This window comes from Pedobacter kyungheensis (genome assembly GCF_000812965.1).
Taxonomy (GTDB): domain Bacteria; phylum Bacteroidota; class Bacteroidia; order Sphingobacteriales; family Sphingobacteriaceae; genus Pedobacter; species Pedobacter kyungheensis.
Window position 1 is genome coordinate 113,622 of sequence record NZ_JSYN01000027.1, and the last position, 21,551, is coordinate 135,172.

19 protein-coding genes are annotated in these 21,551 nt (G+C 42.7%); 6 read left to right on the forward strand and 13 right to left on the reverse strand.

Features of this window, described 5'->3' with window-relative positions:
* Positions 1-112: 112 nt before the first annotated feature.
* Positions 113-1,381, forward strand: a complete 1,269-nt coding sequence (locus tag OC25_RS20230; RefSeq protein ID WP_039479886.1) for an exo-beta-N-acetylmuramidase NamZ family protein — start codon at positions 113-115, stop codon at positions 1,379-1,381.
* Between the two features lie 152 nt (positions 1,382-1,533).
* Complete coding sequence (locus OC25_RS20235; protein ID WP_052266340.1) at positions 1,534-1,740, forward strand: hypothetical protein; 207 nt, start codon at positions 1,534-1,536, stop codon at positions 1,738-1,740.
* 28 nt (positions 1,741-1,768) lie between these two features.
* Here the strand turns inward: OC25_RS20235 and OC25_RS20240 are convergent, their stop codons facing one another.
* Both OC25_RS20240 and OC25_RS20245 read right to left on the reverse strand, forming a co-directional pair.
* On the reverse strand, positions 1,769-3,628 hold the full coding sequence (locus OC25_RS20240; protein ID WP_039479887.1) for a PAS domain-containing sensor histidine kinase: 1,860 nt from the start codon (positions 3,626-3,628) through the stop codon (positions 1,769-1,771).
* Between the two features lie 32 nt (positions 3,629-3,660).
* Positions 3,661-4,704 (reverse strand): DNA topoisomerase IB, encoded by a 1,044-nt coding sequence (locus OC25_RS20245; RefSeq protein ID WP_039479888.1) that lies wholly within the window; start codon positions 4,702-4,704, stop codon positions 3,661-3,663.
* 88 nt (positions 4,705-4,792) lie between these two features.
* Between OC25_RS20245 and fmt the strand changes: the two genes are divergently transcribed.
* Positions 4,793-5,701 (forward strand): methionyl-tRNA formyltransferase, encoded by a 909-nt coding sequence (fmt, locus tag OC25_RS20250; protein ID WP_039479889.1) that lies wholly within the window; start codon positions 4,793-4,795, stop codon positions 5,699-5,701.
* A gap of 69 nt (positions 5,702-5,770) precedes the next feature.
* Here the strand turns inward: fmt and OC25_RS20255 are convergent, their stop codons facing one another.
* The 3 genes from OC25_RS20255 to OC25_RS20265 all read right to left on the reverse strand — a co-directional run bounded on the left by OC25_RS20255 (position 5,771) and on the right by OC25_RS20265 (position 8,524).
* The gene (locus tag OC25_RS20255) at positions 5,771-6,523 is read right to left on the reverse strand and encodes a hypothetical protein (RefSeq protein ID WP_039479890.1); all 753 of its coding nucleotides are present in this window, start codon (positions 6,521-6,523) and stop codon (positions 5,771-5,773) included.
* A 129-nt stretch (positions 6,524-6,652) separates the two neighbouring features.
* Positions 6,653-7,492, reverse strand: a complete 840-nt coding sequence (locus OC25_RS20260; protein WP_039479891.1) for an aminotransferase class IV — start codon at positions 7,490-7,492, stop codon at positions 6,653-6,655.
* Between the two features lie 3 nt (positions 7,493-7,495).
* Positions 7,496-8,524: an RluA family pseudouridine synthase gene (locus OC25_RS20265; protein WP_039479892.1), complete on the reverse strand. Its 1,029-nt coding sequence runs from the start codon at positions 8,522-8,524 to the stop codon at positions 7,496-7,498.
* Positions 8,525-8,618: 94 nt separating this feature from the next.
* Between OC25_RS20265 and OC25_RS20270 the strand changes: the two genes are divergently transcribed.
* The 3 genes from OC25_RS20270 (at position 8,619) to OC25_RS20280 (ending at position 11,643) form a co-directional block, all read left to right on the forward strand.
* Positions 8,619-9,647, forward strand: a complete 1,029-nt coding sequence (locus OC25_RS20270) for a DUF6588 family protein (protein ID WP_039479893.1) — start codon at positions 8,619-8,621, stop codon at positions 9,645-9,647.
* Between the two features lie 66 nt (positions 9,648-9,713).
* Positions 9,714-10,583 carry a 1-aminocyclopropane-1-carboxylate deaminase/D-cysteine desulfhydrase gene (locus tag OC25_RS20275; protein ID WP_052266341.1) on the forward strand — a complete coding sequence of 290 codons (870 nt, stop codon included), beginning with the start codon at positions 9,714-9,716 and terminating at the stop codon, positions 10,581-10,583.
* Between the two features lie 310 nt (positions 10,584-10,893).
* Positions 10,894-11,643: a hypothetical protein gene (locus OC25_RS20280; protein ID WP_039479895.1), complete on the forward strand. Its 750-nt coding sequence runs from the start codon at positions 10,894-10,896 to the stop codon at positions 11,641-11,643.
* A gap of 183 nt (positions 11,644-11,826) precedes the next feature.
* Here the strand turns inward: OC25_RS20280 and OC25_RS20285 are convergent, their stop codons facing one another.
* The 8 genes from OC25_RS20285 to OC25_RS20320 are packed head-to-tail and all read right to left on the reverse strand — an operon-like array spanning position 11,827 to position 21,526.
* Complete coding sequence (locus OC25_RS20285) at positions 11,827-12,834, reverse strand: YncE family protein (RefSeq protein WP_039479896.1); 1,008 nt, start codon at positions 12,832-12,834, stop codon at positions 11,827-11,829.
* 1 nt (position 12,835) lies between these two features.
* Positions 12,836-13,492, reverse strand: coding sequence for a phosphatase PAP2 family protein (locus OC25_RS27060; protein ID WP_167335420.1), 657 nt, complete (start codon positions 13,490-13,492; stop codon positions 12,836-12,838).
* Entirely contained in the window at positions 13,485-16,538 is a 3,054-nt protein-coding gene (locus tag OC25_RS20295) for an efflux RND transporter permease subunit (RefSeq protein ID WP_052266343.1), read from the reverse strand. The genes OC25_RS27060 and OC25_RS20295 overlap by 8 nt, the downstream gene beginning before the upstream one ends.
* Before the next feature lie 2 nt (positions 16,539-16,540).
* Positions 16,541-17,479, reverse strand: a complete 939-nt coding sequence (locus OC25_RS20300) for an efflux RND transporter periplasmic adaptor subunit (protein WP_039479975.1) — start codon at positions 17,477-17,479, stop codon at positions 16,541-16,543.
* A gap of 7 nt (positions 17,480-17,486) precedes the next feature.
* Positions 17,487-18,737, reverse strand: a complete 1,251-nt coding sequence (locus OC25_RS20305; protein WP_039479897.1) for a TolC family protein — start codon at positions 18,735-18,737, stop codon at positions 17,487-17,489.
* 35 nt (positions 18,738-18,772) lie between these two features.
* On the reverse strand, positions 18,773-20,266 hold the full coding sequence (locus OC25_RS20310) for an ArnT family glycosyltransferase (RefSeq protein ID WP_052266345.1): 1,494 nt from the start codon (positions 20,264-20,266) through the stop codon (positions 18,773-18,775).
* Positions 20,267-20,322: 56 nt separating this feature from the next.
* Positions 20,323-21,114: a phosphatase PAP2 family protein gene (locus OC25_RS20315; RefSeq protein ID WP_052266346.1), complete on the reverse strand. Its 792-nt coding sequence runs from the start codon at positions 21,112-21,114 to the stop codon at positions 20,323-20,325.
* 4 nt (positions 21,115-21,118) lie between these two features.
* Positions 21,119-21,526 carry a PepSY-like domain-containing protein gene (locus OC25_RS20320; RefSeq protein ID WP_052266347.1) on the reverse strand — a complete coding sequence of 136 codons (408 nt, stop codon included), beginning with the start codon at positions 21,524-21,526 and terminating at the stop codon, positions 21,119-21,121.
* Between the last annotated feature and the right edge of the window lie 25 nt (positions 21,527-21,551).

The window sequence follows — 21,551 nt, forward strand, 5'->3', positions numbered from 1 at the left end:
TTTTCGAAAATAAATAAGCAACTTTAACAATAATGCTGCCGTACCCAAAGCAATACCAGTAACACGGATAAATTGTTTTGCAGTGGCTATTTAAGATTAGAATATACCGGATATGAAACAATACCTCAGCTTTGCTTTAACCAGTTTAATTGCCTTATCGGCCTGTAGCCAACCTAAACCACTTGAACAAGAAATTGGGGGCAGTAAAGGCCTTGGCACCAAAAAACTGATGATCAGAACGATGAAACTGCCATCAGCACTTAAAACCGGTGCAGAGCAAACCGAGCTATACCTGCCGCTTTTAAAAGGTAAAAGGGTGGGTATGGTGGTTAACCCTACTTCAGTAATTGGTACACAAACCTCGGTCGACAGCCTTTTAAAATTAGGCGTTAAAATCCAGAAAATATTTGGTCCCGAACATGGATTTAGAGGAAATGCAAGTGCCGGCGTTACGGTTAACGATGATGTTGATACCAAAACCGGTATCAAAGCCATTTCACTTTATGGCAAGCACAGTACCCCAACTGCAGAAGACCTGGCCGATATTGACATTATGGTTTTCGATATACAGGATGTGGGTGTTCGTTTTTATACCTACATCAATACCCTGCAACATGTTATGGAAGCCTGTGCAGCCAACAAAAAAACATTGCTGATTTTAGACCGGCCAAACCCGAATGGTTATTTAATTGACGGACCAATTCTCGATCCTAAATTTAAATCGGGCATCGGCATACAGCCTATTCCTATCGCACATGGTTTAACCGTTGGCGAATATGCACAAATGTTAAATGGCGAAGGCTGGTTAAAAGATAAGGTGAAATGTAAGATTACGGTGATTAAAAATGCCAATTACAACCACGACATGGAATACACCTTACCGGTTAAACCTTCACCAAACTTAAATACGCAACAAGCTATCCTGCTTTATCCTTCAACCTGTTTGTTCGAAGGCACTTATTTAAATCATGGTCGGGGCACCCTGTTCCCTTTTACTGTTGTTGGGGCACCTTACCTGAAAGGAAAATTCGATTTCAGCTTTACACCTACCAGCATTAAAGGCATGTCGGAAACACCTTTGTTTCAGGATCAGGTTTGTTACGGACTGGATTTAAGAACATATGATACTGCCGAACTTCGCAAAAGCAAACAGGTTAATTTATCGTGGTTAATTTCGTTATACCAGGCATCGCCTAAAAAAGAAGATTTTTTTAACTCGAAACTGAGCAAAGAAATGGGCACCATAGAAAGATTGGTAGGCTCTGGCGATTTCAGGCAACAGATTATCGATGGAAAAAGCGAAGCCGAAATCAGGGCCAGCTGGGAACCAGGCCTGAGTGCTTACAAAACCATGCGTAAAAAGTATCTGCTTTATCCGTAAAGACGCATCGAGTAAATTATTGGATGGCTGAGTGAATGGAAAAAGCAATTTTTCAAACTTAACCGCTAAAGCATTGTTATTAATTAAAGGATTTGGCTGGGTGCTGGCAACATTTCAACCTTAAAACCTTTCAACATTTAATAATTAACAATATGAGCGGTCCAAAAGTTAAAAGCGATAAACCCGGAAGCAATTATCAGGAAGAGGTTCCAAAAGGCAGAGAGCCTGTTGACCATAAAACGGTAAGAAAAGAAAACGACAGTTTACCCAACAAGCCTGTTAAAACGAATAATCCGGCTAAGCAGCGCGAAAACGAAGAGCAACCGGTACATCCGATAAAAAAAGCACCGAAAGCATAATTAATCGTTCAGACTACAGAAAACTGTATTATCTGAACGATTTTATGTTTAGTGCAAAGAAAAAAGTAGCGCCTTGCCCGGCAGCACTTTCCAGCCAAATCCGGCCACCTTCACTTTTTATAATTTCGGCCGAGATATAAAGGCCTAAACCCAAACCAGGGTAGGTATGTTGTAAATTTCCGTCAACGCGATAAAACTGATCGAACACCAGGTGTTGCATATCTTTCGAAATTCCGATGCCGTAATCTTTAACGCTTAATATTACTTCGCCATCCTGACTAAAAGTTATAACTTCTATCTCACTGGCATCGGTTGAGTATTTTATTGCATTGGATAAAAAATTGGTAATCACCTGTCCAATGCGCTCTTTATCTGCAAAAACAATGGCCTTACTGGCTAAAGCACAAATTATTCTATGTTTAGAACTGATGTGCTGCATTTCCTCCACAATTTCTTCAACCGCAGCATCAAAGTCAAATTCAACCGGGTTAAAAGTCATTTTGCCCGACTGAATTTTGGTCACATCCAGTAAATCGCCAATCAGGCCGGTTAAGCGGTTTAACTGGAGATCCATTTTATGCACCATATTGGCCTTTTTCTCATCACCTTCGTTCCTGATCATGCGCTCGAGCACCTGTGCATAGGCTTTAATACTGGTAACAGGCGTTTTTAATTCGTGACTGGCAATACCCAAAAATTCGTCTTTTTGCTGTTGTAACTGCACTTGCTTGGTTACATCCATTGCAGCATGGATAATGGCATAAACCTGACCATCCGCATCTTTAAGCGGTTTATAAGTAAAGCTGAACCAGCGTTTTTGTTCTCTACCATCAATCAGCAAACGCGCTTCTTCCTGATCGGCATGATAAATTATTCCGGTTTGGTATACCTCTTGCAAAATACTTACAAATGGCTGCACATTCAATTCGGGGATTGCCTCTACAACAGTTTTGCCGATTACACTTTTATCCTTTCCCCAAAAACGGAGCATTTCATCGTTAGCCAGCCTGATGATAAGATTTTCTGTTTCGTAATACGCTGTGGCCATCGGTATATCGTACATGAAATTACGAAAGCGTTCCTCACTTTTGGCAGCTTCCATTTTTGAAATAACCTGTCCTGTAACTTCATTGGCCACCACCATAATACCCGAAACCTGTCCATCCTGACCAAAAATCGGATCGTATACAAAATTGAAATAAAAATCGCCTAAAACCCCGTTTCGCTCCAGCCGGGCCATGGTTTCGTAACCATAATGTGCAATGCCGCTATTGTAAACCTCATCTAAAAGATCTGGAAAAGGCTGGCCAATAATTTCGGGTAGTCCATCTAAAAGTTTTAAACCGATTACAGCTTTACTTTTCCCCCATATTTTCAGCAAATCATCGTTGGCATCTTCAATAATCAAATCTCTCCCCCTCAAAATACCAATGGCCACCGGGGCATCATAAATCATTTGCCTAAACAGGGCCTCACTTTGCTCAACTTTAAACTTGGCATTTACCAGCTCGGTAACATCGGTAGCATTATTTAAAATGCCCCAAACATTTCCGTCAGTATCCTTTAAGGGTTTATATATAAAATCGAAATAGAAGGTTTGGAGTACATTATTGTTTAAAAGTAGCACCTTATCTTCTTTAGCTTCATAAGCTACCCCGGTAGTTCTTACCTGATTCAGGATACCTAGAAAGGGTTGATCTTTTAACTCGGGTAATGCAAGGGCCAGTTCCTGACCTATTACTGATGCATCTCTGCCCCAAGCTTTAAGTATAGCCCTGTTGGCCACCTGAATAACCATATTTTCGCCAATATAAAGCGCAATTGGCATTGGAGACTCTTCTATAAGCGTATTGAAAATATTGGCTGTATCGTCGAGGTTGATTTGCATAACAGGATAAAAAACAAATATAATTGCTTTTTTTACTTGCTACCTGATTTTAAGAAAGATAATAACACCTTTTCGTTGTGCTCCAGACTTACCTTGCCCTTATGCGAATTGTTATTTATCTTTTTCAGGTATTTTTCAAGCTCATTGTTCTCGTAAGCGGTGAGCAAAAGCGGGTAAACATACGAACTCTTGCATACCGCCCGGGTATTGCCCAGTTTTTTGGCTACACAATCTAAAACAGCCACAATTGTTTTTTTACTGTTTAAACCGGCATTTTCATTAATCTGGCACTGGGCAAACTGCCGCATGGCTTCGAGGGTGCCACCCCAGGTTCTGAAATCCTTGGCTGTGAAATCATCGCCGGTAATTTCTTTAATGTAAGCATTTATTTTGCCCGAATCGATGCTTTTATGTTCGCTGCCATGGGTATAAAACTGAAAAAGTTCCTGTCCTGGAATATCCCTGCATTTTTTTACCAATTTAGCCAGTGTGCGATCGTTCAGCTCTACTTTTTGCTGTACTCCTTTTTTACCGACAAAATCCATAGTAATCTTACTTCCATTTATTTTTACATGCTTATCGCGCAAAGTGGTAAGCCCAAAAGAACCATACAATTGCTTGTAACTCTCATTTCCTACTCTAATGAGTGTTTTTTGGAGTACATCAACAGAAATGGCCAATACTTTACGCTCGTCGAAATCTTTTCTGCGGAGATCTTTTTGCAGGTTTTTCCGTACATTGGGCAGGGCTTTTCCAAATTCGAGCAGACGAAAATATTTATCTTCAGCGCGGCGGCTGGTCCATTTTGTATGGTATTTGTATTGCTTACGTCCGGCGGCATCAATCCCGGTAACCTGCAAATAGGCATTGGGTTTATTGGCAATCCACACGTTTTGCCAGGCGGGCGGTATTACAAGCGCTTTAATCCGCCCGAGGTGTTTCTCATCGGTAATTTTATTTCCGTCTTTATCTGTATAATGAAACTTACCAGATTTGCCTTTCCGGTATATACCAGGCATACTGTCAGTTACATAAACCAATCCACTTGCTTTTACAACATCTTTACCTTGTACCATTTTTTGCCTGTAAGTATGGGTTTATTTTTAGTTATTTTGCAAAACTTTAAGTGGCTAGCCACGTTATTTTAGAACACAACATTTTCTTATGAGAATAGTTTTTATGGGTACGCCCGATTTTGCTGTAGCTTCGTTAGATGCACTGATACAAGCCAATTTTAATGTTGTTGCGGTAGTAACTGCACCAGACCGGCCTGCAGGCCGCGGGCAAAAGCTTAACGAAAGTGCAGTAAAAAAATACGCAGTTGAAAAGCATATTCCAGTGTTACAGCCTGAAAAACTAAAGAACCCTGAATTTTTGGAAACCCTGGCCAGCTATAAAGCCGATTTACAGGTGGTAGTGGCCTTCAGGATGTTGCCAGAAGTGGTATGGAACATGCCGCCAAAGGGCACCATAAATCTGCACGGATCGCTTTTACCACAATATCGTGGTGCTGCGCCCATAAACCACGCCATTATAAACGGAGAAAAAGAAAGTGGTGTAACTACCTTTTTCCTTACACACGAAATTGATACCGGAAATATTATCCTGAGCGATAGTGTTGCTATTGCCGATGACGAAACCGCTGGCGACCTGCACGATAAACTGATGCACGTTGGCGCCAACCTGCTGGTAAAAACACTTAAAGCAATTGACGCTGGCGAGGTTAGCGAGCAACCTCAACCGCAAAGCGGCGATTTAAAACATGCCCCTAAAATTTTTAAAGACGATTGCAAAATCGACTGGAACAATCAGGCGCAGCCGATTTATAATTTAATCCGCGGATTGAGCCCGTACCCTACCGCTTTTACTATTTTGAACGATAAAACCTTAAAAATATTTAAGGCCGAAATAGAAGATAAAGAGCCGGGCATTGTTGCCGGAGGCTTTTTAACTGATGGAAAAACCTATTTAAAATTTGCTGCTAGGGATGGCTTTATAAAACTGTTAGACATCCAGTACGAGGGCAAAAAACGCATGCTGATTGAAGATTTTTTAAGGGGAATGCGTTTGTAACCGGATTAATATAAACTCATAAAATAACCAGACAGTCCCTTAATCAGGCCTGTCTGGTTATTTTAAACATTAGCGGTTATAGTTATCGACAGCCCTTTCGATGCTTTTCTTACCCGATTCGCCAACCAGGTAACCTCCTAAGCTCAAACCGGCACCAAGCCCCAGCAAAACAAAACTGCCGGTATAACTTCGGTCTTCATATTTTGGCATTCCACCAAAGCCAGCACTGCTTTGCTTAAAGCCTGAGTTAGACATCAGTGTAATCCCACTGGCAATAATTGCTGCCCCAGCGGCAACATACATTACAATTCCTAAACTCTTACGGCTTTTATACTCCCTCAATAAGGCTAAACTTTTTGGGTTATCGGCCATCGCTTCGTTTAAATTACGGTAGTTTACCCTTTCAAGGTCGGAATATCCCTTGTTAAAAAACATGCGTGTATTTACAGCCTGTCGCCTGTAATCTCTAAAGCCATAATATTCCCCCTCAATCGGAACATTATCATAAAGCACTTCCTGATAAAGATTAATTTTACCTTCAATAATCCGTTCAGCAAAAGTGGCTTCGCCCAAGAGGCTGAGTCTGCGCGTGTTCGCAAAAAAGCCATCCTGATTGTTAAAAAACTTAACTTGTGCTACCGACACCCGCCTTGAATCGGCGCGGAGCGACCACCCGCCGCTAAAATCGGGTCGCAATCTGATTTTTTGTGCATAAACTGTAGAATCTGAATAGAAGTACAGAAAGTTTCTGGATTCGTTCAACTGTTGTGAACGGGCGTTCAGGCCATAGCAAGCCAGTACGAGAATGAGTAATTTTTTCATTTCGGTTAAATTTGTGTGTGTTATCAATTATACTAAAAATATAGTTCGGATAAACACAAACTGGCAGAAATAAAATGTAACATTGGCGAGGCAAAGGCAACTTGCTACCATGTTTATTAAAGGCGACTATTACAAAGCGTTCAGCTTATCAATTAAAAGCTTGGAAACTTCGTTAAAATAACGTTTACGACCATAACCCATTACCCATTGTATGCCCTGGGTGGCATTGGTAATAAAAACTTCTTCGGCGGCTTTTAATATTTCGGGATTAATCTGGGCTTCTATTAAAGGAATATCGTTCATTTTGCAAAGCTGCATAATGGCCGTACGCATTACACCGCTCACACAACCTTCAGTTAATGCGGGGGTGTAAACCTGCTTGTTGTACACTACGAAAACATTGGCGCTGATGCTTTCGCACAAAAAACCATGCTGGTTTAAAATCATGGCCTCATCTAAACGGTTCTGGCTTTTAAAAAGTCCGGCCATAACATAAAGCAAGGCGTTAGAGGTTTTAAAGTTAGACAGTTTGTTAACCGGTTTGGTCATTTCGTCAAAAACATCGATAATCAGGCCTTTGCTGTTTAATTCGTAGGTAGAAGCAGTTAAAGGAATCCCCTCCAAAACATAACCTGCTTTATTAATTTCGGGTGTATAAACACCTGCCCCTTCTCTATAAACGGAAAGACGAAAACGCACATTGCCGTTCCACTTGTTCCTTTTGGCCAGATCGGCAGTTTTTTGGCGTAAAAAATAATCGTCCATCAGGGCATGTCCGTCCATTTTCAGGGCTTTCATACCTGCGGTTAGCCTGTCGGCATGCAAATCGGCAAATTGCAGCTTGTTATTGATCATCCGCATGCTTTCAAACAAACCATCGCCAAATTTGAAAGACCGGTTAGAAGCACTTAAAACAGGAGCATCTGTCGCATGAAATTCATCATTAAATAAAAGGTACTGTTGAAGCATATTTTATGATGTAGCGATATAATTTTCCCATTTAGTTAAACCTGCTTTAAAATCTTCCGGCAGCGGAGATTCAAAGTACATATATTCTTTAGTTGTTGGATGTATAAAACCTAAACTCTGTGCATGCAAAGCCTGGCGGGGCAACAGCTCAAAACAATTTTCTACAAACTGTTTGTATTTGTTAAACGTAGTTCCTTTTAAAATCTTATCACCACCGTACATGGCATCGCTAAACAACGGATGACCAATGTGCTGCATGTGCGCCCTGATCTGATGTGTGCGGCCGGTTTCGAGTTCGCAGCTAATTAAAGTAACATACCCCAAACGCTTTAAAACTTTATAATGCGTTACAGACCATTTCCCTTTTTCTTCGTCATCGTAAATATCCATCACGCGGCGGTCTTTGGCACTGCGGCCAATATAGCCCGTAACGGTACCATCGGTTTCAATATCGCCCCAAACCAGCGCAATATATTTACGCGTAATGCTGTGATCGAAAAACTGACGGGCCAAATGGGTAATCGACTTTTCGTTTTTACTGATGAGCAATAAGCCCGAAGTATCTTTATCAATGCGGTGCACTAAACCCGGACGTCCATCGTTACCCGGCAACTGCGGCAGCTGTTCAAAGTGAAAAGCCAGGGCATTAACCAGCGTACCGGTATAATTGTTAAAACCGGGGTGTACCACCATTCCGGCCGGCTTATTTACCACCAGCAAATCGCTGTCTTCGTAAACAATATCCAGCGGAATATCTTCCGGATAAACTTCTGTATCGCGTGGTGGATGTGGTAAAACAATCGAAATCTCATCAAAAGGTTTAACCTTATAACTCGATTTGATTTGCTTCTGGTTAACCAGCACATTACCTGCATCAATGGCATTCTGAATACGGTTTCGCGAAGCATTTTCTACACGCACCATTAAGAATTTATCGATGCGCAGCAAAGACTGCCCTTTATCGACAATAATTTTTAAATGTTCATATAATTCCTGCTCTTCCGATTCCTGCACTTCGACCACATTTTCCATGGTGCAAAAATAAACTTTTAACAGCAAGAATTGTTTAATGATTACAGTTTTGCAAAAAACAGCTTTATCTTTACTCTAAATCAAATTATTATATATGAAAAAATGCTACGCTTTAAAGGCATTATGTGCCTTATTGTTATTGGCAACCGCCCAAAAAGCCAGTGCCCAACAGGATGTGGGGAGCTTATTTGTGTCAGGACCAGCCGATGCGACCAAATTAATTAACGCCTATTTCGATCCTTTGTACAAAGGTTTAGGATTGGGTTTAACCGATGGCTGGACGAATACCGCCAAATCCAAAGGCTTTTTAAAATTCGAAGTGCGTGTATCGGCTTCGGCTTCTTTTGTACCGCAATCGGGCAGAAGTTACGATGTAAATACCTTGGGTTTGGGTAACATTAAACCAGCTCCTGGTGCTTCTTCAATTGGCCCAACTGCTTTTGGCGATGACCATGAAGGCGGCAAAATGCAAATTTATACCAGTAGCGGTATTCCAACAGGTAAATTTTTTAACCTGCCCCAGGGTGTAGGTTTCCATGTGGTACCGGCAGCACAAATACAGGCAACGCTGGGCTTGCCAAAAAATATCGATGTTACTTTAAGGGCCATGCCTAAAATAAAACTGGGCAGCGATTTAGGAAGCTTATCAATGATTGGTTTTGGTGCAAAGGTTGAACTTTTACCTTTATTTATGGGCTCAACCGCTGAAAAGCTGTTTCCGGTAGATGTTGCCATAGCAGGAGGTTTTACCCAATATAAATATAACCTGCCGCTAAATATCAATAACTCGGCTAATTCTGACCAACGGATTGATGCCAAATTTAATGGTGTGAATTTCGATGCCATTGTTTCGAAGCAAATCCTATTTTTCACTCCTTTTGCCAGCGTAGGTTACCAAACTTCAAACACCAATTTAAAAGCCTTAGGTACTTATCAGTTTACCGATGGTGGAACCAATGCCACCTATGTTGACCCTGTATCGGTTAAACAAACTGATATTGATGGGCTGAGAGGGAGCTTAGGTTTCCAGTTAAAATTCGGCTTCTTTAAATTTTACGGCTCTTACACCCAGGCTAAATACAGCATGGTTAATGCAGGTATAGGTTTAGGGATTGGCAAATAAGCGCCTTTCAGCGATATTATTTCTTAAAAACACCTGAAATACATCAGGTGTTTTTTATTTTTACGCGTGTTCGAAGAAATATACAGCCCTGTACAAAAAATAGTCCTGGCGCCTTTTAACAATCTTTTTGTAAAGCGCGATGACCTGATCGACCCTTACATTTCGGGCAATAAATGGCGCAAGCTGAAATACATACTGGCTAAAGCAAAGGCTGAAAACAAAACACACTTGGTAACTTTTGGCGGGGCTTATTCCAATCATCTGGTGGCCACTGCGGCTGCCGCAGCAAGATCGGGTTTAAAAGCTACAGCTTTTGTACGCGGTGAAACGGTAAAAAACGAAATGCTGTTGCTATGCAGCTTATTCGGCATGGAACTGATTTTTACCGACCGCGAAAGTTACCGCGATAAGCACCAGCTTTTTGAAAGTCATTTTGCAAACAACGCTGAAGCTTATTTTGTAGATGAAGGTGGCGCATCGGCAGAAGCTACGCTTGGTTGTGCAGAAATAATTGGTGAGCTAACCGAAACCTACGATCATATTTTTTGCGCAGCCGGAACAGGCACTACAGCCGCAGGGTTACTTAAAGGCATTCAGCAGCAACAACTTGCTGCCAAACTTCATGTTGTACCGGTTTTAAAAGGTGGCGGATTTATAGCAGACGAAATCGCTAGGTACACAACAACAGATAAACAATTAGCGCTGCATTTAGATTACCACTTCGGCGGTTACGCCAAAACCACTCCGGAGCTCATTCATTTTATCAAAATGTTCACCGCCCAAACTGGCTTACTTTTAGATCCCGTTTACACCGCAAAAATGTTTTATGCCATTAGCGATTTAGAAAAAAAAGGACAGTTGCACCGCGACGAACGCATTCTGGCGATTCATACTGGTGGTTTAATGGGTTTATTTGGGATGAAGGATAAGTTTTAAGCCGTAGATATTATGACTAACAAATAAATAAAAAGGCCCCACATTGCTGTGGAGCCTAAATAAGATTTCTAAATCGTCCCGTTGATTTGATTCTTGGTATAAATATATTGCTCATTCTGATCTAATGCGAGGAAAATAGATCAACACTATCAATTAATAGATGTAATACCCATATTTATACACTTTTGAAAAACAAGTAACATGGCATCAAAAGGTGCGTTTATTTCATTACGACTTCAGTCAAATTTGATTTTCTCTGTATCATTGCATAACTTGAACCAGAATCTAATCCCCCACAGCAACAACCGTTATGAAAACATATTTTTTCATTTTTCTTTTGGCGTTTTCTTTTGCAGCAAAAGGACAGTCGAATACCGTTAATTACAAATATTTAATTGTACCCGAAAAATTCAGTTTTCTTAAACAACCCAATCAATATAACTTAAATGTACTAGCCAAAGCACTTTTTGAAGATAAAGGCTTTACAGTATATTACGATAACACTGAAATACCTTCAGAAATTGCAACCGACAGGTGCAGGGCTTTGGTAGTTGAAGTGGAGGAACACAACAGCATGTTTGTTACCAACCTGACCATTTTGCTTAAAGATTGTAAAGGCAATGTTGTACTCAAAAGTAAAGAAGGCAAAAGCAGGGAAAAAGAATACAAACAATCGTACAATGCTGCTATGAGAGATGCTTTTAGCTCTTTCGGCGATTTACATTACGAAGCGGGCAGCACTACTGTAGTAAATGCAACGCCTGTAAACCCGGTTCAGGAAGTAAAGACAGCTGCTCCTGCCCCCGTTAATCAACCTGCAACAGCCACAACCAAACAGGCTGAAGCACTTTTATATGCGCAAGGCATTAACAATGGCTACCAGTTAATTGATTCGACCCCCAAAATAGTACTCACCCTACTCAAAACAACTGTTGCCGATTACTTTATAGCCAGCAACAGCAGCACCAATGGTATCGTATTAAAAAAAGACGGAAACTGGTTTTTTGAGTATTATAAAGATAATGTACTGGTATCTGAAAAGTTATCGATTAAGTTTTAAATAATTCCGGGTAAACTGTAAAAACAAGATACAATCGGACAAAATTTTAAACGAGAAGCTTTCCACTTCTGTGAAGTCTAAAGCACGAATTTGTTTATAAACATACTTTAAACTGTGTTGTTGCAGATCAGTGTTTCATTGACCTGCAACAGGTTCTGATTGTAAGCGACACCGCGGCACCAGTTACTCTCCCATCTCCAGCACCCGGAAAGTTCCAGGAACACGTTGTGGTTTACCAGCTGAATCTTTGCTTTCTTTAATATCTGCTGTAGGAAGGAAAATATGGTGGGTGACAGGGTCTAAAGCGATGGTTCTGGCTCCACGCGCAGATTTTGCGTTCTGTTGTACAACGAATTTATCCGCAGCTAGTTCTTTAACTACTGTAACCGTTCCCTCGCCGTTAGCGCAAAAAATCGTTTTGGAAAAAGGATCGAAGACAACGCCGTCACAACCTTCTCCAATGGGAATAGTCTTTACCTGTTTTCCGGTTTTGGCATCCAAAATGAGCATCACCTTGTTAGCACAGACAGTAAAAAGTCTGGAGGTTGATCTGTCTATTGCCAGGCCTGAGGGTTCTTCTCCACCCTGAAGTTTATACCTGGAAAGCACTTTAAAGGTTCTGCTGTCAAAGCATACGATTTCACCCGTATCTTCAATATTAACGAATATTTTCCCTTTGCCGTCTGATACACCTGCTTCAGGTTTACCACCTAGCGGAATGGTTGCCACCACTTTATCCGATAAGGGGTCAATGATACTCGCATCGTGACTTTTTCCATTAAATACAATTATTTTTCCTGAAAAATCATCATAAAAGGTAGCGTCAGGATTTGATCCTACTTTGATTTCTCCCTGAACCATGAAATTTTTGAGATCGAAAACGGTACAGGTTCCAGCTTTTCCATTAGTGGTATAGCCTTTACCCTGAGCGTTCACCACAGTTATCCCATGAACGCCCATTGTATTGTGGATAATTCCGACCGAATCTCCACCTACCAGGCTCAGCACATTTACCTGGTTGCCATGCGATACGAAAATGTTATTATTCTTATTGTCTACACTGAGGTAGTCCCAACCTCCCTCGCTATTGATGTTGTGGGTAGCCAGAACCGAGATTGAATGCTTACTTTGAGCTAGGCTGGCAAGCGTAGAAGCTGTTAGCAGTAGGGTTGCAATTAATTTTGTTTTCATTTTATTTGATATTTAGTAAGGTACGCTGCTCATTTTGGCGGTATAGCCAGATGAGTAAATTGAGGAATAAAAACCCAAGCAGATAACCTGCAAGCACATCGGTAAGCCAGTGGGCACCGAGATAAATCCGGGAAATGGATATCAGTATAATCATTGATGCTGATAGGATAGATACTGGTAGTCTAATTGCCCCCGGAAGTTGCTTTAACCGGTACATGAGGTAGATTAACATGCCGAAAAAAACGGTGTAGAACATCACATGTCCGCTCGGAAAACTTTGTTGGCGGGTAATTTCTATTACCCTGACCAGGTCGCTGGTTGGGCGCGGCCTGTTGACAAAATATTTGACTACTGAGCTGATCAGCCCAGAGCAAAGCGTAAGCGCAGTAAACAGTGCCTCCCGCCTGTAACCACAAAGCAGAAAAATGAGGGCAGTACATAGTACCACGGGAATAGTGATGTGCATGTAACCTACCATACTTACGGCAAACATAAACCCGTCAAAAAGCGGACAGGAATGTTCCTGGATTGCTAAAGAAAACCATTTATCGATTTCAGTAGGAGGATAAATGACAACCATGGCTGTTAATCCCAGGAAACCAATAGCTGAGATAAAAAGAAGATAGCGCAGGTATTTTGGGCGCTTATTTTCAATCATCAAGCCATTCATGGTGTGTATGTTGTATGCTGTAAAACTTTCTGATGAGCGTTGGCAGTACAATAAGCAATAGCGGCATGGCGACCACAAAACCTCCGATTACCGCAATAGCCAGTGGCTGGTGCAGCTGCGCTCCGGCACCTATACCTAGTGCTAAAGGCATGAGCGCAATAATGGCACCCAAAGCAGTCATCAGTTTTGGCCTTAAACGGGTTGATATGGCATAAATAATCGCTTCATCCTTTTCTTTCTCATGGAGCGATTCCCTGAACTGTAAAAAGGTGAAAATAGCATTTTCGCCAATGATCCCAACAATCATAATCAGTCCGGTATAGCTGCCCACATTCAAAGGTGTGCCGGTAATGAGCAAGGCCAGATAACTGCCTGATATACCCAATACAGAAATGAGCAAAATCATAAAAGCTATCCTGAAATCACGGAACAGAAAGAGAATCACGGTAAAAACCAGCAAACTGGAGGCAATGAGAATAGTCAGCAGCTCTGAAAAGGATTTTTGTTGTTCCTGAAAGGCGCCGCCATACTCAATATGGTAACCCGAGGGAAGATTGATATTAGTTTTTATCGATGCCTGAATATCCTTCATCACACTGCCCAAATCACGGTTATCCAGCCTCGCAGAAATGGCTCCAATGGTTTGCAGGTCCTCCCGCTCCACTTCCGCACTTCCGGCTTTTAGGTCCACTACTGCTAAATTGGTGATGGGAATTGCTGTACCGTCGGCAAGGAATATTTTGAGCTGCTGAATATCGGCAGTTCCGAATTTACGACTGCCGGGATAAACCATACGAATGGGCGAAAGTTGCTGTTTATCGTACATATCACCTACCAGAGTGCCTTGCATGGCCGTTTGTAACTGCTGCTGGAATACTACAGGCGTGATGCCGTATTGTGCAAGTGCAGCATAATTCGGGGTTACAGTTACCGTTGGTCCTGAAAGTACGATACCATCGAATACGTCTGCTGTACCCGGCACTTTGGATACTATTGAGGCCACCTGTTTCGAAAGACTCTTAAGCTTCACCGGATCGCTTCCAAAAACCTTGATCTCGATAGGCTGGGTTGAGCTCATCAAATCACCGAGCATATCGCCTATCACCTGCCCGAAATCTACCACCAGTGCCGGCTGGGTGCTTTCAATATGTTGACGAATCTCTGCAATTACCTCATCTGTTGTCTTCTTACGATTGGGTTTTAACTGAATCAGATAATCACCTGTATTGGGTTCTGTAATAAAAAATCCCATTTGTGTTCCTGTACGGCGCGAATATGCTGCCACTTCGGGTATTTTAACAATTTCTTTTTCTACTTCCCTTAACATCCGGTCGGTTTCTTCCAGAGAGGTACCCGGTGGCGAAGAGTAATCCAGTACAATACTGCCTTCATCCATTTCCGGTAAAAATCCGGTCTGTAGCCTTGGGAACACCAGCGCAATGGAACAAACCAGCAGCAAAAGAAAAATATAGCTCATATAGGGCCTCGTGATGAAATACCCTACCCAGTTCTGCGCTTTCACTTCGTGGGTGATGGTCTGTTTCCCTGTTGTTCCCTTATGGGCATTCCGCGTCAGCAAAAGATAGATCACAGGAAGGCAAATCCAGGTTACAAAGAACGAGCATACGAGCGTAATGATCATGGTATTGGTCATTACCTGGAAATAGGATCCGGCTACTCCAGTCATCAGTACAAATGGGATAAAAATCACTATCGTACTGATTGATGAGCCTAACATAGCCGGAAACAGGTAGCGAATGGCTTTACCTAAAAGTCTTACTGTGGGTACTTCAGGGTGCTCCTCATGGGTACGGTGGATCTGCTCCACAACTACGATGGCATCATCGATAATCAGTCCTATAGCAGCAGCAATAGCGCCCAGGGTCATGATATTAAGCGAATAACCAATGCCATAGAGCACAATTACGCTAAGGCACAAGGTTACTGGTATAGTGATCAGTATGGTTGCACTGGCCTTCAGCGAACGCAGGAAAATAATGGCCACAATGATGGCCAGCGCCAAACCGATAAACAGACTGTCTTTTACACTTCTTACCGATTCATTAACGAAATCTGCCTGAACGTAATAAGGCTTGATGGTAACCCCTGCAGGCAGCACGCCCTTTAATGCCGTAACCTTGGCACTCATCTGGGCAGAAAGATCTACCAGGTTCGCATTGGGCTGTTTGATTACTGCAACCAGAATACCGTCTTTTCCGTTGGCATTAATACGGGTATACTCCACGCTCTGCTGGAAATTGACTTTGGCAATGTCAGATACCCTTACGATTCGGTTACCCCTTCTGGTCAGCACGAGATTTTCCAGGTCAGCTTTCGACTTTACCGAAGCATCGGTTACCGAAAGGTACAGAAAGTTATTATCAGAAAGATAGCCGTTTGATTTGATAAAATTGGTCTGGGTAAGCACCTGGTTGATCAGATCGGGCGTAATGCCCAAAGTCTGCATGGCCTGCATATCCAGTTCCATCCAGAGTTCGCGTGTTTTCCCGCCTATGATCCGTATCTCGGAAACCCCTGCAACCTGCGAGAGGAAAGGCTTTACAGTAAAGGTGGCGATTTTTTTGAGCTCGGCAGGAGAATAACTATGGCTCTCCAGCGTATAGCCGCTTACCGGAAGAATAGAGGGATTCATCTTTTCGACCGAGATATTCAGCCCAGGAGGCAAGGTACCGTTTATTTTGGCGATCTGCGATTCAATCCTTTGCTGGCTGAGGTCGATATCAGCCCCGGGATTCATAAAAGCAGAAATCTCGCAGCTTCCGCGGCTGGTTGTAGAGCGGATAAGCTGAAGGTCTGGCACCTGCTTTACTGCATTTTCCAGCGGACGGGTTACCGTTACCACCATTTTATCTACCGGCTGTAGTTCTGCATCTGCAATGATTTTAATCTTTGGAAAAGTGATTTCCGGAAATAATCCTGTTTTGAGCTGAAAGAATGAATAGGTTCCGCCGATAAGCACGATGATGATTACGGCAAGGATGGAGTTTTTATGGGCAACAAAAAAATTCTTCATGGCTATTTCTGTATTTTCACCTTAGCGGTGTCTGCCAAACCATAATTGCCCGAGCTGATGATCCTGTCATTTTTATTCAGCCGCGGGTTTAAAATTTCTATCAGCCTGTCGCTTTCAATGCCTTTTTTCACATTCACTTTAACCGCAGTAGAATCGTTGATGAGTTTCATGATCCAAAACTCATCCTCAGTTTCATTGGAAAGCACAGCAGATTTGGCCACAACCTGGGCGGATGGATGCGAAAGCTTGGTCAGTTTTATTTTAGCAATAAGCCCTTCAGGAATATCTTTCGAAGCATTTACCTTAATGATATAGCGCTGGGTCTGGGCCAGTGAATCCACAGCCGGCATGGTGCCGGAAACGGTTCCGGGAAGGCTGGTTCCATCTGGAAGCAATACCGATAGCACTTTGTTCTGTGTAATAATTTGGTTCAGTGCATAAGGCAGGTCGAGCAGAAATACCAGACTGTTGCGGTTACTGATCGTCGCCATTGCTTCCCCGTCCTGAACATAATCTCCCTTCTGGTGATTCACCTGAACCACCACGCCGGCAGCATCGGCACGGATGGCAGAAACACCCGAAAATTTAAAGCCCGGATCAAGCTTGTTTACAGCATTGCCGATAGACCGGGCTTCTTTGGTAAGCAGGCTAAAAAGTAGCTGGCCACGGCCCACCTGTTCTCCGGTACGGACATTTGCAGCAGATACATAACCGTTGATATTGGCTTTGACGAAACTTTTTTCCAGGTAGGCAGAAACTGCCGATAGCTCAATGGTCTCCTGCATCGTGCTGTCCGTTATGCCGGTAACCTGCACAGGTGTGACTGTTGAGGGGGTATCTTCCACCGCTGCAGGGTCTGCATTTCCTTTACAGGCTGATAGGAGAAAAATGGCTAATCCTGTAAACAGTAAGTATGTTGTAGAATATAACGTTCTGTTCATTTTCATTTTATTTGTTCCAGTAATTGTATTGATTGATCAGCTTAAGTTTATTTATCATCGTCTGGCGGTAAAGGCTTTGTGCAGACATGTAATTGTTTATTGCGATAATGAAATCAGCTATTCTCAGGTCACCTGTATGAAGCAGTCTGCTGTCTACTTCGATCAGGCCCTTGCTGAATTTGATCTGCTCGTTTATTTTATTAAAAAGACCATTGGTCTGGCTAATTTGTTGGCGGATGAGCTGGAGCTGCTGGCGCTGTTGCGAAGAGAAAAAATCGCGATAGGCATTTATGGTTTCGCCCGATATCTGCAGCTTTTGATATTGCATTTTACGCTGGTGTCCGTCATAAATCGGAACTGAAAAGGTAAAACCTACGCTTGCCCCAAAATTCTTGTAGGGTTGCAATACCAGCGACGAGCTGTATCCTCCATTGGCATAAACGCCAAGTTTAGGCCTGTAATTGAGGTCGATCCCTTTTTTCAGGTTATCGTTCCTCATGCTGTCCAGCTCAAACTTTTTCATAAAGAAAGTCCGGTTTTCTAAAAGTTGGGTATCCTGAAGTTTCGGTTCCTGCAACCTGGTCCTCGTGGTATCCTGCATACCAGCCATATATGCAAGCGTTGCATAATCGTTCCGGTATTGTATTTCAGCTTGTTTTTCTGCGAGCTGCTGCTGCTGAAGGGTAACCAGAAAAGTCAGATATTCAGACTGTTTGTAAACATTGGTCCTGGTGAGGGTCTTTAGCAGCGCATCCTCCTTTTGCAGCAGGGAAACTACTTCGCTGCTGAAGCGTTGCTGCTCCTGACTGGCATAAGCCAAAAGGTACTGGTCGGTAATCGTACGTTCGAGGTCAAATGTAGAAAGCTTTCCGGCGTAGCGGATAGAATCTCCCTGGAGTTTTATTCCTTCGAGCTGGTTTTGTACCCGCTTTTTATTCAGCAGATCATAATTCAGACTGAGATAGCCTTCCAATGCCTGTCCATTGGTAATCACCTCATCGTAGCCATAGCCATGCACAACTGGTGCATATAGCCCTGCTCCGTTTGCACTGAGTTGTGGCCCGGCAGTAGCCCGGGTAACCATACTATCAATGGCCAACGACTTCCTTTGGTTGCTAAGGTCTTTGAGCAGTGGGCTTGATGATTTTGCCTGGGAGAGAAAGAAGCCGAGATCTTTGGGTATTTGCTGTGCCCTGGCTTTTCCAAGGCCAATAGCTGCTATCAAAACGATCAGGGTAGAATTAGCTAATATTTTCATTATTGCTATGCTATTTTATCATGTAAATCTAGTGCTCAATTATGAAGTAATTCTGTAGTTAACCCTTTTTGAGGCGGCCGATATCCTTTACAAAGAAATAAATGGAATTTTCTTACCGGGCGCCCCTGAAATTCAATGATGATTGGGCTTAATTCCTTCACCTGTTCGAAGTATAAGTGTAGTTTTGAACTCTCCTCACTAGTACCGTTGCTCAAGTGTGGATCCGAGTCTAAAAAAAGTGCATCTTTCCCTTTCAATGTGTTAAGATTGGTTCCTATAAAATCAAACTGGAGTGCATGTTCGCCAATTATATTCTGCCCGTATACAAATTCGGGGCTATACAGGTTCAGTTCTGCCGCTGTTTTATAACTGTCGGCAGAGAAAACAAAATCAGTCTGATATCGCTTTGCCAGCAAGGCCGTTTTTTCGGCAAGCGCTTTCCATCCCACCCAGGTATCATCCGAGCGTATCGGAAAAGGATAAAAGATGATTTCGACCAGCAGTGCCACATGTACCACCAGGGATAAGGCCAGCTGAATCTTTAGCCATTTTTCTTTGATCACAGCGCCAGCGAGTATTACCCCGGTGATATAAGCCGGCATCATCCAATTGATCTTGATCCAATAAATTGGCGATAACAAAAGAAAAGTCAGAAAAATGGGTAGGAAAAAAGAGAGTAAAAAGATTGTTTTTACAGGTATTTCCTTAAAATGGGTGCTATGGATTTTAAAAACCCGAACAACAGCCCATATTATTGCGATGAGTGCGACCGGAATCAGAAGTGCCATCTGGTGCCCGATGAGGCCAAGTACATAGGTAGGCTTGAGTGCAAAGGCCGAAGCTGCCTGTATACGTTGCGATCCCTGAAAGGCAAATGAAGCAAAATGATTGTTCATGTTCCAAATGATAACTGGAGCAGATACCAAAATCATCAGCAGCAGGGATAACCAGGGCCAGATTGTCAATAAAAATTTCCTTTTTGAAGCTGATAACAGAAGAAATAAGAACACCCCACCAGGAATAAACACAGCAGTGTACTTGCTGTCAAAAGCCAGCCCCATTAAAATCCCGGCAATAATCCAGCTATATTTTTTGGAAGCGAAGATAGCGTCGTGCAGTGCAATTAGCGATAGGGTCCAGAAAAAAAGCAAAGGGGTATCGGGCGTAGAGACCAGAGAGAGGATACTAACCATTAGCGTGCTTAAAAAGAGCAGGATCACTTTTCTGGAATTCTCTCCCGGATAAAATCTTTTTGAAAGCTGGTAAAGTGCTATGACTGTACCTGCAGTGAGCAACGAATCTGCCAACTTGATGACATATACCTGCTTTCCCAACAATGCAGTAAACCCGCCAAGCAGATAGGCAATTGCAGGTGGATGATCGAAGTAAGAAAGCGCAGGATGCTGGGCATAAAAAAAATAATAGGCATCCTGTGGCATTGGCCCCATAACAAAAATGGAAATGAGCCGGATCAGTAAAACCGGAAGAAGCATTTTCAAAAGCAAATCGCCGGATAGCTTTTTAAACATAACAATAGGTATAAAAAAACCCAGCACCAAATGGGCCGGGTTTATAATGGTGAATATTAGAGTTTACCTGCAAGCATCAGTCCCGATGCACCCTGACCATAGTAAGGCATCAGGGTGAACTTAGCCGTTTTTTTGCCGTTGAAAAGGCTTTTGATATAGGGATAGATCAGGTAAGAAATTTTGGTTGAGGCAATTCCGAAGCCCGCCCCGGCAACCACGTCGCTGAACCAGTGTTTGTTGTTGTACATCCGTAAGCCGCCTGTTGCGGTGGCCACAAAATACCCGGCATAGCCAATCCATGGGTTAGTATCCTTATATTCCTGATGAAGAAATTCTGCTGCCATAAAAGCCGAGGCGGTATGGCCGGACGGGAAAGAATTATAACCGCTTCCGTCTGGTCTCATGCGTCCTACCCCCTGCTTGACAAAATGCGTAGAGGCACCCATAATCAGGCCGGAAGTAAGGTACAGCATAGAAGCATCAAAGAGGTTGTGCTTGCCTTTTACTCCCGAAAGGTTCAGGGCATAAACTGCCGCAGCGGGAGCAAATTGCAGGTAATCATCAACGTGGGCGGCAAATAAAGGGTGATCTTCCTGCAGTTCGGCCCTGGTGCTCTCATCTAGCTGTTTTAATGCCCCGTGATCATAAACACTGGCAAAACCGTAGCCTGCCAGAATAACGGGAGCGATGAACGCTGCGGGTTTAAAATGTTGTTTAGGGATTGGTTTACCTGCATACCATTTACCCAGGGTATCAGGCTGAGCAGTGGTAACACTGTCTGTTGACTGCGCCGACAGGTTTAAAGAGAGTCCTGTAAGCAGGACAAAACTCAGGAAGAATCTACCCATGGCCTTAAGGTTTTACTGGATTACCGTTTGGATCAAACAACAGATCCTTTCCCTTCACCTCTGCCTCATAGTTAACCGAACCGTCGGCTTTGGTAATTTTAGCGACCTCGGCAACTTTCATGCCTTTAAGTTTCGATTGAACGCTTGCAGGAAGTTCAGAGACTTTAATAGCTACTTCGGTTTCCAGCAGGGAGCCACCAGCATTATAAACCTCAGAAGTTTCTTTACCATTTGCAGTGAAACCTGCTTCATAGTTTTTTTTCTCCATTTCCCAGTTTACCCTGGTATGTGGATGCAGTTTTTCAAAGGCTGCTTTTACGGGTGCAGGCACTTTCTCAGTGCTTAACTTTTGTGCCTTAGCCGCGGTTGTTGCACATACCGCAATGGCCAAAATTCCAAAAAAATGTTTCATAGTCATTTATTTTTAATCAAAACTA